Origin of the sequence: Luteibacter sp. OK325, from assembly GCF_003050935.1 — a bacterium.
In the GTDB taxonomy this organism is placed as follows: Bacteria; Pseudomonadota; Gammaproteobacteria; order Xanthomonadales; family Rhodanobacteraceae; genus Luteibacter.
This window is the reverse complement of the sequence record NZ_QAOX01000002.1, coordinates 375,586-387,873: the sequence shown is the minus strand read 5'-3', so window position 1 is coordinate 387,873 and position 12,288 is coordinate 375,586. Positions and strand designations below refer to the sequence as shown.

14 protein-coding genes are annotated in these 12,288 nt (G+C 61.1%); 6 read left to right on the top strand and 8 right to left on the bottom strand.

Features of this window, described 5'->3' with window-relative positions; genetic code table 11:
* Positions 1 to 3 precede the first annotated feature (3 nt).
* Entirely contained in the window at positions 4 to 453 is a 450-nt protein-coding gene (locus tag C8J98_RS05545) for a putative adhesin (RefSeq protein WP_107911718.1), read from the top strand.
* On the opposite strand, the gene C8J98_RS05540 is transcribed toward C8J98_RS05545, so the two are convergent.
* Positions 447 to 899: a hypothetical protein gene (locus C8J98_RS05540; protein WP_158272607.1), complete on the bottom strand. Its 453-nt coding sequence runs from the start codon at positions 897 to 899 to the stop codon at positions 447 to 449. The two genes, C8J98_RS05545 and C8J98_RS05540, sit on opposite strands and share 7 nt — an antisense overlap.
* A 226-nt stretch (positions 900 to 1,125) precedes the next feature.
* On the opposite strand from C8J98_RS05540, the gene C8J98_RS05535 reads away from it, so the two are divergent.
* Positions 1,126 to 2,751, top strand: a complete 1,626-nt coding sequence (locus C8J98_RS05535; protein ID WP_107911715.1) for a hypothetical protein — start codon at positions 1,126 to 1,128, stop codon at positions 2,749 to 2,751.
* A 33-nt stretch (positions 2,752 to 2,784) separates the two neighbouring features.
* Here the strand turns inward: C8J98_RS05535 and C8J98_RS05530 are convergent, their stop codons facing one another.
* The 3 genes from C8J98_RS05530 to C8J98_RS05520 form a co-directional block, all read right to left on the bottom strand.
* Positions 2,785 to 3,663 carry an EamA family transporter gene (locus C8J98_RS05530; protein WP_107911713.1) on the bottom strand — a complete coding sequence of 293 codons (879 nt, stop codon included), beginning with the start codon at positions 3,661 to 3,663 and terminating at the stop codon, positions 2,785 to 2,787.
* A gap of 59 nt (positions 3,664 to 3,722) precedes the next feature.
* On the bottom strand, positions 3,723 to 4,136 hold the full coding sequence (locus C8J98_RS05525) for a nuclear transport factor 2 family protein (protein WP_107912601.1): 414 nt from the start codon (positions 4,134 to 4,136) through the stop codon (positions 3,723 to 3,725).
* Between the two features lie 81 nt (positions 4,137 to 4,217).
* Complete coding sequence (locus C8J98_RS05520) at positions 4,218 to 5,096, bottom strand: LysR family transcriptional regulator (protein WP_107911711.1); 879 nt, start codon at positions 5,094 to 5,096, stop codon at positions 4,218 to 4,220.
* A 96-nt stretch (positions 5,097 to 5,192) separates the two neighbouring features.
* Here C8J98_RS05520 and C8J98_RS05515 point away from each other — a divergent pair, with 96 nt between their 5' ends.
* Positions 5,193 to 6,686, top strand: a complete 1,494-nt coding sequence (locus C8J98_RS05515) for an aldehyde dehydrogenase (RefSeq protein ID WP_107911709.1) — start codon at positions 5,193 to 5,195, stop codon at positions 6,684 to 6,686.
* A gap of 3 nt (positions 6,687 to 6,689) precedes the next feature.
* Complete coding sequence (locus tag C8J98_RS05510; protein ID WP_107911708.1) at positions 6,690 to 7,670, top strand: FUSC family protein; 981 nt, start codon at positions 6,690 to 6,692, stop codon at positions 7,668 to 7,670.
* A 33-nt stretch (positions 7,671 to 7,703) separates the two neighbouring features.
* Here the strand turns inward: C8J98_RS05510 and C8J98_RS05505 are convergent, their stop codons facing one another.
* The 4 genes from C8J98_RS05505 to C8J98_RS05490 all read right to left on the bottom strand — a co-directional run bounded on the left by C8J98_RS05505 (position 7,704) and on the right by C8J98_RS05490 (position 10,567).
* Positions 7,704 to 8,606: an SDR family oxidoreductase gene (locus tag C8J98_RS05505; protein ID WP_199229821.1), complete on the bottom strand. Its 903-nt coding sequence runs from the start codon at positions 8,604 to 8,606 to the stop codon at positions 7,704 to 7,706.
* Between the two features lie 33 nt (positions 8,607 to 8,639).
* The gene (gene maiA / locus C8J98_RS05500) at positions 8,640 to 9,305 is read right to left on the bottom strand and encodes a maleylacetoacetate isomerase (RefSeq protein WP_107911704.1); all 666 of its coding nucleotides are present in this window, start codon (positions 9,303 to 9,305) and stop codon (positions 8,640 to 8,642) included.
* 122 nt (positions 9,306 to 9,427) lie between these two features.
* Positions 9,428 to 9,898, bottom strand: coding sequence for a cyanase (cynS, locus tag C8J98_RS05495; RefSeq protein WP_107911702.1), 471 nt, complete (start codon positions 9,896 to 9,898; stop codon positions 9,428 to 9,430).
* Positions 9,899 to 9,928: 30 nt separating this feature from the next.
* Positions 9,929 to 10,567: a carbonic anhydrase gene (locus C8J98_RS05490; RefSeq protein WP_107911700.1), complete on the bottom strand. Its 639-nt coding sequence runs from the start codon at positions 10,565 to 10,567 to the stop codon at positions 9,929 to 9,931.
* Between C8J98_RS05490 and cynR the strand changes: the two genes are divergently transcribed.
* Both cynR and maiA (C8J98_RS05480) read left to right on the top strand, forming a co-directional pair.
* Positions 10,481 to 11,584 (top strand): transcriptional regulator CynR, encoded by a 1,104-nt coding sequence (gene cynR, locus C8J98_RS05485; protein ID WP_233260120.1) that lies wholly within the window; start codon positions 10,481 to 10,483, stop codon positions 11,582 to 11,584. The genes C8J98_RS05490 and cynR overlap by 87 nt on opposite strands.
* Positions 11,584 to 12,243: a maleylacetoacetate isomerase gene (gene maiA, locus C8J98_RS05480; RefSeq protein WP_107911696.1), complete on the top strand. Its 660-nt coding sequence runs from the start codon at positions 11,584 to 11,586 to the stop codon at positions 12,241 to 12,243. The genes cynR and maiA (C8J98_RS05480) overlap by 1 nt, the downstream gene beginning before the upstream one ends.
* The last annotated feature ends 45 nt before the right edge of the window (positions 12,244 to 12,288 follow it).

The window sequence follows — 12,288 nt, the reverse complement described above, 5'->3', positions numbered from 1 at the left end:
ATCATGTCACTGCAGACAACGAAGAACGACTGGATCATCAGCGGCCACGGTTCGACCGCCACGTCCACCAAGCCCGCGGAAACAACGGTGCCGGCGCACGTCCGCCTGGTGTTGCTCGCACCACCAGGGGCATTCCTCAGCAACCGGCTGGGCCAGGCCCTGGAGCGTGGTACCAGGATCGAAAAGCTGGTACTGCGTCAGAATGGGCGTGACAACGCGCACTCGCAGTCCACCTACGAACCCGGCAGCAAGGCTCCCAACCTGACCCTGCACTTTATCGGCCCGCGCGACATCGGCACGCCGACTGTCCCTCACGTCATCGGCGTGGCCGTGGATACGCAGCTAAGCGATTTGTGGGCGCGCATTCCTGCCAGCTCCCAGGTGGTCACCGTGTACTGGGCCGCCTGCTCGAACGTCGACAGCGACGCGCACGGTCCGACCGTCGATTACTGAGGCTCGCGTTGAGCTCGAGACCCTGCGGCGCCGTTCAGGCGCCGCAGGGCAAGGCGAAGGCCGATCCGATAGCCACTGCCGATATTGCCGTTGATGATCACCGTGGCGAGCGGGGCCTTGTGCAATCCTGCACAGCATTTGAGCCCATCGCCAAACTCGTCGTGCACGTCGATATACGGTGCACGCAGGTCGTCAATGGCTTCACTCAAACCCGCCTCGGGATGCGCGCGCATTTCCGGCGCCAGGCTGCCTGGATCGAGCAGCACGAATTCAGTGACCTCGGACCTGGCAGAGCCAACCAGCGCGATGAAATCGCGCAAGGCGCCGCATGTCCGCAGCTCCAGCGTGCGTCCAGCCTCAGAAGCTTGTTGCTTCAGGTTAGAAAGCTGGTCGGCAGGGAGGGAATGGCCGCTACCGTGCGGCCCACGAACAATTACGATACTCACGACACGGTACTCGTCATCGTTGCCAGAGCGAATGCACCATGGTGCAGGATAAGACCGTAAAGCCGCTACGCTTGAACGGGGGCTTCGGCGTAAATTCTTCGCAACACGATTAACCGCTGACGCAAGTAAGTCAAACAGCCGTATGCGACGAACCGTGCGCTGGTTGGCATGTGGCACCGCGTTTGCCGGTCGATGATGCGCAACCTCTCAACGCAGGATGCTCATCATGTTACGACGCGGTCTCCTTGGACTGGCCCTCGGCCTGTGTGTCGCCACCGCGGCGCATGCACAGAGCTCGGACAACAGCACCTTGAATGACAAAGTGTTTGCCGCCTATCAGGGCTGGTTCCATTGTCCGGGCAACCCGGGCCCGAACAGCAACTGGTTCCATTGGTCCTATGTGTCGCAGCTCGTGCCGGATGCGAGCACGGTCAGCGTTCCGGGCTATCCGATCACCGATGAATACCCTGCGACCTCACGTTGCCCGGTGCCCGGGCTGACGGTCAACGGACAGCAGGCCTACTTTTTCACGTCACTGGCGCTGGGAACGGCGGAGACGCACTTTCGCTGGATGCGTGAGTACGGCATCGACGGTGCCATGCTGCAGCGTTTCATCGGCTCGGTGCAGTCGTATTACGACGAGAACGACATCGTGCTGCGCAACGCGTTCCAGGCTGCGCAGGACAACGGACGCAGCATCATGATCGAGTACGACATGAGCGGCAACTTCAACGACACGCACAGCCAGGCCGAAGAGGACGCGCTGTTTACCCAGGTCACCAAGGACTGGACGCACCTCGTCAACGACCTGCATGTCCTGGACAACCCCAGGTACCAGAAGCACAACGGCAAGCCGGTCGTTGCTCTATGGGGCATGGGTCGCCCGGCCGACGAACTGTGGGGCATGAAGCCGGCGCTTGCCCGTCGCGTCATCGCCTGGTTCAAGGACACGGCGCATACCACGGTGATCGGCGGCGTGAGTCCCTACTGGATGGAGTTGCCGGAATGGAAGGACGTCCTCGCCATGCTCGACGTCATCCAGCCCTGGAACGTCGGCGCATACTCGAACGATGCCGATCTCGACTGGCAGTTGCAGAACCGCATCAAGCCGCAGCTGGCGGCGACCACGGCGTCGGGGCAGCTGTACATGCCGACCGTGCTGCCGGCCACGTCGGGGCGCGATCAATCCAACGGCAACCTTCCTTCCGTCGGTGCGCACTCGCTCGGCGGGTCTTTCTTCTGGCACCAGGCGTACGACGACCGAGCCGCAGGTGTTCGCACGATCAAGATTGCCATGTTCGATGAGGTGGGAGAGGGCACGTCGCTGCTGAAACTCGCCGGTAACGCGTCGGAGACGCCGTCACAGATCCAGTGGGTCAGCCTCGATGTGGATGGCCTGCGATTGCCGCACGATTGGAACCTGCGCATCGCGCACGAGATCGGCAACCTTTATCACGGTGTCGCCGGTTTCACGCGCAACACGCCGACCGATCCCGGTCCGTTCGATCTCAGTATCCCCGAATGCGGCGTGCTCGGACCGAACCAGCTCATTACGGCAAGCACACCGGTGTTCTCATGCGATGGCCATACGAGCCTTCGGCAAGAGAACGACGGCACGGCGGGTTTATACAGGGATGGCACGCGCACCGCGACGATCGGCCAACCGGGCACGTCCCACGGGAACCTGATCATGCAGGGTGACGGTAACTTCGTCAGCTACGACGCGAGCGGTGACGGACTCTGGTCGACCAGCACGGAGAACCACACTGGCGCCTATCTGTACGTCGCCAATGACGGGGGCGTTCGGGTGATCTACCAGGGTGCGGCTATCTGGCAGCGCCCAGCTGGCTGAATGTTCAAGTGATCCAACGTTCAGTGGCTGATCTTAGCGACGCAGCTTCACGCCACTGACCGCCAGCAGCCCCGCCACGATGAATGCCACGCCCAGCCATTCGCTGGGCGTCGGCTTCTCATGAAGCACGACCCAGGCCATCAGCACGCTGATCACCGGCACGGCCAGCGACGACACTGAAGCGACGGCCGTAGGCAGTCGACGTACCACGAGCAGCCACAGCGTCCAGGCCAGGCTGGTGGCCAGGATGACCGAGTAAGCCAGGCCAGCGATAAAGGCCGGGCTCCAGTCGATCGAACGCTGGGGGATAAAGAGCGTGACAATGCCCAGCGCGATCGCACCGAAGGCCATCTGCCATGCGGTGAAGGTGAGCGGGTCGGGCCCGTGGCGCTGGAACATCCGCTTGCTGGTGACCGTGCCCAACGCCCAGCAGACGCCCCCCAGGAGGGCGAATGCCGTACTGACCGGATTACCCAGCCCGTTCCATGGCGCGATGACGAAAGTAAGGCCAATGGCCGCCAGCGCCAGCCCGATCCAATTCCGGCGCAGTGGGCGCTCGCCAAGCAATAACCACGCAAGCAGCACGGCCCAGAACGGCATGGCGTACGCCAGCAGGACCACGTGGCCCGTGCCGCCTGACGTGAGCGCGAACTGACCCAGGCCCTGGAAGGCTGCGGTCTGGGCCAGGCCGGTGACGATGGTGCCGGCGAGGGGAGGGCAGGCCAGTGGTCGACGCATCACCAGCAGGACGACGAACAGAAGCACGGCTCCCATGCCGTAGCGCAGGGCACAGAAGTCGAACGGCCCCACATAGCGCAGTACCAGCTTCATCACGATCCAGCTGAAGGCCCAGATGATGACGGTGGCGCCCAGCGCGATGACTCCGCCTGTTGATGCTTTTGCCTCGTTCATGCCCGGCCGATCTGAGAACTGAAGCCGGTATCTTGGCTCATTCGGGACGGTATGCCGAACTACTCGCCCAGGAGCTTGCGAAAGACTTCATGGGAGTTGCGCTCGACCCAGTTCTGCTGAAGCAATCCGTCTTCGCGCACGTGCCAGATCGCGGTTCCGCTCATGTCGATGGGGGATTGGCAGGCTGAGGTTCCGAGGATGCCGTTGTTCTTGCCCGTCACGCGCCACCGCGACGCGACGCGATCGCCGCTCTCGTTCTGGAATGTTTCGACGATGTGGAACTCGAAATCGTTGATCTTTGAAAGGAACGCCGTGACCCATTTCTTGAATTCCGAACGGGAGCGGATCTCGACGCCGCCGGACGTGATGACGAAGTCCTCGGCGACCAGATGATCGATGGCATCGGGATTGCGCAATTGCCAAACTTCGCGCCAGAAGTGGTGCACGATGTCAACCGACGTTTTCTTGTTCATTACCTTGTCCTCGATGGCTGCCTTACGATGGCGAGTCCAGATCATCGGGCATTTGCGAGCGGTGATAAATCCGATATGGATTCACTCGTCAGGTGAAGAAATTCCCAACCCCTCCTGAAGGCAGGCCGTGATGAATGGCATGACGACGCGAACGATGGGCACCTGACGCAGATCGCTGTGGACAGCCAGCCAGATCTCGCGAACCAGGGGGGTGTATTCTTCGTCCTCGACACGAGACAGGCTGGTGTCGTGGTCGCCAACGAAGAAGGGCAGGCTAATGATGCCGGCTCCATGCCGTGCGGCCTGATATTGAACCTCGAGGTTGTTGCTCTGCATGACCAGGGGACGACCCCTGAGTACGGCTCGCAACCATTGTTGTTGCTCGGAGAGCTCCATGCTCTCATCGTAAGCCAGAAAGCCACGCGCGCTTGGCGCATGGCTGGCCAGGTATTCCCTGGTGCCGTAGAGCCAGAATGGCAGGGAGCCGATTTTTCGGGCAACCAGGTCCGGCTCGGTCGGCCGACTCAGTCGGATCGCCAGATCGGCCTCACGACGGGGCAACGAGGCGATTCGAGTCTCCGTGATGAGGCGCAGGCGAATGCCGGGGTATTGTCGCTGGAATTCATGCAGGCGTGGAGCGATCAGCCATGCCGTCATCACCGGCGGGGCACTGACCGAGATCTCGCCCCTCAATACCTCCTGGCCAGCTTGCGCAGCGCGCTCGACGGCAAAGACCTCCTCTTCCATGCGTTGGGCCATGGCGGCGATACGATCGCCGTCCGCCGTCAGGTAATAAACACGGGCGCGTCGATCGACAAGCTTGAGCTTCAGCTCGTTCTCCAGCGCCGCGATGCGGCGGGATACGGTTGCATGCTCGACGCCGAGCTCCCTTGCCGCCGCCGATAACGATCGTTGGCGCGCAAAGGCGGCGAAACAATGGAGGTTTTCCCAGTCGAGCATGGGAATTTTTTACCATCGCATGTCAGGTGATGGGGAGTTTATCACAGGGTCCGATCGGCGAATGATGCTCCCACTTTCCCTCAGTTGGAGCGTGACATGACGAACAAAGCCCTTACAGCCGGCCTGGAGTTCTTCCCCATGCTGATCGGCGGCAGGCGGGTCGACGCCATCGGTGGAAAAACCACCTTGAGTATCAACCCGTACAACCAGCAGCCATGGGCCGTTGTGCCCGAGGCCGAAGCCAATGACGCCGAGCTTGCAGTTGAAGCAGCCCGCGAAGCCTTTGACAACGGGCCCTGGGGACGAACAACGGCATTCCAGCGAGCGGCCCTGATGCGGCGGCTTGCCGACCTGATCGAGCGTGATGCAGAAAAGTATGCACGCATCGAGACCATGGATAACGGCAAGCTGTACAAGGAAATGCTCGTGCAATGGCGGTACATGCCCGAGTGGTTTCGCTACTTTGCAGGTTTGGCCGTATCGAATGATGGGCAGCTGCTGCAGAACGATCGCACCAATTTCATGGTCTACACGCGACGCGAACCGGTGGGCGTGGTGGCTGCGATCACCCCCTGGAACTCACCGATCATGCTGATGATCTGGAAGCTGGCACCTGCCCTGGCGGCCGGCTGCACCTTCGTGGTCAAGCCATCCGAGTACACGCCGGTATCGACCCTGGCGTTTGCGGACCTGATGCAGGAGGCCGGCTTTCCGGCCGGTGTATTCAATGTCGTCACCGGCGGCCCTGCCGTCGGCGCTGCGCTGACCAACAGCAAGCAGGTCGATAAGGTCGTGTTTACGGGGTCGACCCAGGTAGGCATTGCCATCGGCAAGGCGGCCATGGCGAATCTCACCCGCATATCGCTGGAACTGGGCGGCAAATCGGCCAACATCATCTTCGAAGACAGCGATCTGAATGCCGCAGTCAACGGTGCCATCAGTGGCATCTTCGCGGCGACTGGCCAGACGTGCATGGCTGGTTCACGTCTGCTGGTGCATCGCTCCGTTCACGACGAAGTCGTTCGACGCATCAGTGAGCGCGCGAAGACTATCAAGCTCGGCGATCCGCTCGATCCGGAAACGGAGATGGGCCCGGTCGTGAACCAGGTGCAATTCGATCGTATTACGGCGGCTGTGCGTCAGGCCGCGGAGGATGGTGCTACGGTGGCGGCAGGCGGCGGTGCTGACCAAGTCAAGGGCGGTCTGTTCATCGCGCCGACGATCCTGACGGGCGTGACCAATCGCATGACCATCGCGACGGAAGAGCTATTTGGCCCTGTTCTCGTGGTGATCCCGTTCGACAGTGAGGAAGACGCGATCGCGCTGGCCAACGACTCCGACTTTGGCCTTGCCTGTGGCATCTGGACGACCAACGTGCAGCGTGCTCATCGCGTCGCAGCGAAGGTTCGTGCCGGTACGGTCTGGATCAACGCTTATCGGATCGTTGCGCCTAATGCACCCTTCGGCGGCTTCAAACAGAGCGGTATCGGTCGCGAAAATGGTGTTGATGGCTTGCGTGAATACACGGAGAGCAAGTCGGTGTGGGTTGAGCTGTCTGGCGTAGCACCCGATCCCTTCACCCTCAACTGAGCCATGTTAGCCCACGTCATCCATTGGCGTGCGCTGTGGCGTGCGCTCGTCATGCTCACGCCAGTGGTCGCTGCGTTCGCTTATACGAATGATCCGGTTTGGCTGTTGTGCGCGTTGGTAGCTACATGCAGCCTGGTGGCCGCCGACCGCAGCGACCTGACGCCACCAGGAACCATAGTGCACGGAGCACTGGTGTCAGCCGGCTGGTTGTCACTTCTGTGGGCACGATCCAGCCCCGCCATCTATCTTGTTCTGGTGGTGGTCTACGCAGCCCTGGGCACACAGCTTGGCAACAGGCATCCTGCATTGCGCCCAGCAGCTCTCTTTGCTCTCGTTCCTATGCTGTACGTGAGTTCGCAGCTCGCGGACGAGGTGACATCGGGTCATGTCTTGCACATGGGCTATGTGTTTTCGATCCTGACTTGCGCCTGTGTGCCCGTGATTGCATGGAGGGTCTGGCTCCAGATCAGGGAAAAGCAGCCATTGTCCGACTGCACCACCTTGCCGGTCGCCGATGCCCCGGAGCCGACAGTGGCTTACGCAACATGGTTGGTTGGTACGGGCGTGATAGGGGTCCTGACCGCCGTCCTGTTGGCGGTCAGTTTTCCGGTAACGCACAGCCACTGGTTGATATGGTCGGCGATCATCGTTGCTGCCGATCCTTTACTTAGTCGATCCAAGATGCGGGCACGGGTCGTGGGAGGCTCCCTGGGCGCCATGTCGGGAGCGATTATCGCAGGATATCTACCGCACGAGCTATGGACGGTGGCGCTTCTAGGTCTCGGGGCGCTGCTGACACTCGTTGCGATCAAGCCCTATGGCCCCGCCTTTGGCATCCGCTCATCCCTGGTCGTCATGGGATTGAGCGTGGCTGGCGGTGAACATGTCGCACTAGTGCGAATGGTCGACGTTATTGCAGGCAGTGGCATTGGCTACCTGGGTTTGGCATTGGCGACAGTGAAGGTGCGCCGCCCGTCACCATGAACCCCTTCATGGTGACCGTGGCCCCCTTCAGGGTCAGATCGTTCGTTCCCACATCTGCTGCCCGGCAGCGACGGCCCAGTCGGCCGTATCCTTCGGGAAGATGTTCCGGAATGTACCGGTCTGCTCGGGTATCAGCTCGACCATCTTGCCGATCATGTCCTTCGGATCGAGACGCATTTCCGGCTTGTCGAGCAGGGCATCGGCCTGGTTCTTGAACGAGGCACGGCTGGTAAAGTTGACGTCGTCATCGAGCCAGCGATACGCGGCCTCGACCATGCGCTCGTTGAAGCCTGTAAAGAACGGCCCTGGATTGATGGTCTGGACCTGGATGCCGAACTCCTTCAGCTCGTCCTGCATCGCTTCGGCGATTGCCTGTATGGCGTGTTTAGTCGCCGAATAGGAGCCGACCATGCCGGGGCTGATGACCGCGAGCACCGACGATGTAAACACCACCTTGCCCTTGACCTTGGCCTTGACCCAGCGACGGACAACCCGCTGCGTCAGATCCAGCAGGGCGAACACGTTGACCTCGAAATTGTGCTTGACCAGGGCGATCGGGATCTCTGCTATCGGGCCGCCTTCGCCGATGCCGGCGTTGTTCACCAACACGTCGAAATCAAGCTTCGCCGCATTGGCGATATCGTATTCATCCCACATGTTTAACCGGGTGGCGGTGAGGTTTTCCAAGCCCATCGCAGCGGCCTTGTCGCGAAGCGCCGTTACCTGCGGCCATGACTCCGCAGTCGCAATAACGTTATGACCAGCCCTGGCAAGCCCGATTGCAGCGCCTTCGCCCAGGCCCGAGCCCGCACCAGTGATGAGGATGGTTCTAGCCATGTTACGTACTCCTCTGCTTGGAGTTTCCCGACCCCACCATGAAACAATCAATCGGGTGGCCTTGCTTGTCGGATTACGTACCGATTTGATCTTTTTCATCGGCGGCTACGCATTGAATGCGGCCCGACCCCATCAGCGGGACGGCGCGCCCTCCTGAAGAAGAGGGTGCGCGCGAGCGAACGCATCGAGCGCAGCGCAGTTCTTCACGATGTCGCGTATGGTCGGCGTGCTGTCGAGGTCGATCTGCAAGGCCTGGGCGCGGAAAACCAGGCTCACCAGGCAGATATCCGCCATGGTGGGATGGTCGCCGTGACAGAACTCGCCCGTTTGTGACTCGCTCGCCAGGCGCCTTTCAAGGCTTTCCAGACTGGACGTCAACCACTGAACCTGCCACGCATGCCACGCGGCCTCGTCAAAGCCACCGTGCAGTGTCAGGTACTTCTTTACGCGAGGCGGAAGCAAGGGATTGGTGTCGGTCACCAGCATGGCGGAGATGGACCGAACCCGTGCCCGTCCATGCAGATCACTCGGGAGCAGGGGTGGGTCAGCCACCTTCTCCTCGAGGAACTCCAGGATAGCCATCGACTGGGTCAACGGCGGGTAGCTGTCTTCGATCAAGGCGGGGATCACGCCCGCGGGACTGATCGCGAGGAACGCCGGGGACGTCTGTTCGGCTTTGTCCAGATCGACGAATCGCTCGTTCGCGAGCAATCCCTTCATGTTCAGCGCAATACGTACCCGATGCGTCGCCGCGGTACGCCAGAATGCGTAAAGTTCAAAGTCTGCGTTAGTTGACAATGGAAGGTCCTGCTGTCGTTGAACTGCCGCGAGAATGCGGCAGACTTGTTCCAGCGTCCAAGATCGATACGTTATCCGCGCTATAGGCGTTCCCTATAGCCTCGCGCTCTTCACGAAATGCCTCAGAACGGCTTTACCGGAAGATACTTCCCGTCCAGCGTTATGACCGCACGTTCGCCGCCATCCGGATCGGCGACCTTCTTCACATCAAGCTTGAAGTTGATCGCGCTGATGATGCCGTCGCCGAACTTTTCGTGGACGAGCGCTTTCAGCGTGGTTCCGTAAACCTGGATCATTTCGTAGAACCGATAGATGGTCGGATCGGTGGGAACGCCGCCTTCGATGCTTCCGCGAACGGGCATGGTCTGGAGCAGGGCGATCGCGTCCGCGTCCAGGCCGAGCTTGGTGCCGACGATCCCGGCAACGTTCGCCGGCAACGGATGCTGGCCGAGCAGCGCGGCGGTGACGAATGCCTCGGACAAACCGGTGCCCTCGGCAAGCTGTGCGTAGGTCAGCGATTTCTTCGCCTTGGCCAGAACGATGGTATCGGCGAGGTCCAGGCGGGAGGTGTTGCGAAACTGGATCTGGGTCATGTCAGGTCTCTTTGTGCGTGGGGTGTGGGGTCAAGCTGCTGCGCGGGCGGAGGGGTGACCGGCCAGCGCACCGAAGTTGCCGGTCGCGTGGTCATACGCATCGACAGCGCCGCTCTCGATGTCGTAGTACCAGCCGTGCAGGGCGAGGCGCCCCTCTTTCAGGGCGAGTCGCACGGACGGGTGCGTCTGCAGGTTAGCCAGTTGCGCGATGACGTTCTCGCGAACCATCGCTTCGATCCTGGCGGCGGCACTTTCGTGGGACCTCGCCTCGTTGACGACACGAGCCGAGTCCGCATAACGGAGCCAGTCGGCGACGGCGGGCATGTGTGTCATGCATGTGCAATTGGCCACGGCCGACATCGCTCCGCAGTTCGAATGACCGCAGACGACAATGTCTGTCACCTTCAACGCGACCACGGCGTATTCCACCGTCGCCGTTTCGCCGCTGGCTTCCAGGCCGTAGGACGGCACGATGTTGCCGGCATTGCGGATCACGAAAAGCTCGCCTGGCTCTTGCTGGGTGACCAGCTCGGGAACGAGGCGACTGTCGGAGCACGAGATGAACAGGGTCCGAGGGCTCTGGTGTTCGGCAAGGTTCTTGAAAAGCTTCGCCCTGGCGGGAAAAGCGTCACGCTGGAATTTAAGGATGCCGTTGATGAGGTCTTTCACGATGGGCTCTCGGTCTGGCTGGTGGAAGCGAGACTAGGCCCGACGGTTCATAACGTAAAATACCGATATATAATGCTGGCCATCGGTTTTTCTTATGGATCATGCATGCTCTCCCGCCATGTCCGATATTTCCTGGCCGTCGCAGAGAACGGCGGCTTTACGCGTGCCGCGCTGGCCCTGCACGTCTCTCAGCCGGCGTTGTCCCAGCAGATCAAGCAGCTCGAGGAAAGCCTCGGTGCGCAGCTCTTCGATCGCTCGGGGCGCGTGACACGATTGACCGATGCCGGCGAGACGTATGCGACCTATGCGCGCAAGGCCCTACGGGATCTGGAGGAGGGGAAGCGGGCCATTCATGATGTCACCGACCTCAGTCGGGGATCGCTGCGTATAGGCCTGACACCGACGTTCACGTCCTACTTCGCCGGGCCCTTGGTCGAGTCGTTTCACAAGCGATACCCGAATGTGAGCCTCTCACTGAGAGAGATGCCCCAGGACCGCATGGAGGCATTACTTGCCGTTGACGTGCTCGATGTCGGCATCGCGTTCGACGATGTCCGTTCCGCCGAAGTCGAAACCGTCGCGCTCATGATCGAGTCGCTCGCCCTGGTCGTAGGACGACGACATCCGCTCGCGAAGCGACGCAGGGTAGGGGCGCAGGATATCGCCGGCGAGTCGTTGATCCTCCTGACCGAAGAATTCGCAACGCGAGAACTGATCGATCGATACTGCCGCGAGAATCACATCCAGCCGACTGTCGCCATCGAGGCCAATTCGATCTCGGCCGTGGTTGAGTCGGTACGGAGAACGACCCTATCGACGCTTCTTCCGGCCGGCATCGCCAGTGGCAGCAGGGATCTGTTCGCCATTGCGCTCGAGCCGCAAACGCTTCAACGGACGGCCGCGCTACTCTGGCGCAAAGCGGCTTACCGGAGTGCCGCCGCCCAGGCCTTTACCGTACTAGCGCTCGATTTAAGCTCGCAATTTCAGGCGGGCGGCTCCCATCCCCTATCGGATTAATGGCAATGACTATCCAGCTCTATGGTTTCTGGCGTTCGAATGCGGCATTCCGCGTCCGTGTTGCCCTTGCATTGAAGAAGCTCAGTTTCGAGGAAATCGAAATCGACATTCTTTCGGGTCGCCAGTTCGATGCCGAATATGCCGAAGTGAACGCGGAGCACGTGGTTCCCACCTTCGTTCACGACGGCCATCGCATCTTCCAGTCGCTTGCCATCATGGAATATCTGGACGACCTCCAGCCGGAGCCTCGGCTACTACCGGCCGACGCAAAAGAGCGAGCCTATGCCCGCTCGCTCGCCCTGGTTTCGGCCGCCGATGCGCATCCTCTCGTCATACCGCGCGTTCGCAAGTATCTCGGCGAGGTATTGAGTGCCGATGCGGCTGCCATCGACGCCTGGGTGCGGCATTGGACGGTGGAAGGATTGGCGACGTACGAGCGCCTGCTGTCGCGGCGCCCAGCCGATCCCTTTGCGCTAGGGACCGCGCCGACCATCGCCGACATCTGCATCGCCGGCCAGATCGTCCTGGCCGAGCTTCATGGCCTGGACCTTGCGGCGTTCCCTGGGGTAGCGGCGCTCGGGAAGCGCTGCTTTGAACTTCCGGCATTTGCCAATGCGCATCCATTCCGGCAACCCCACTACCTAGCTAAGAAACACTAGGCGCCCCCAAGCCTGTCCATAACGGGCAAAATAGGCGGCTCGCTA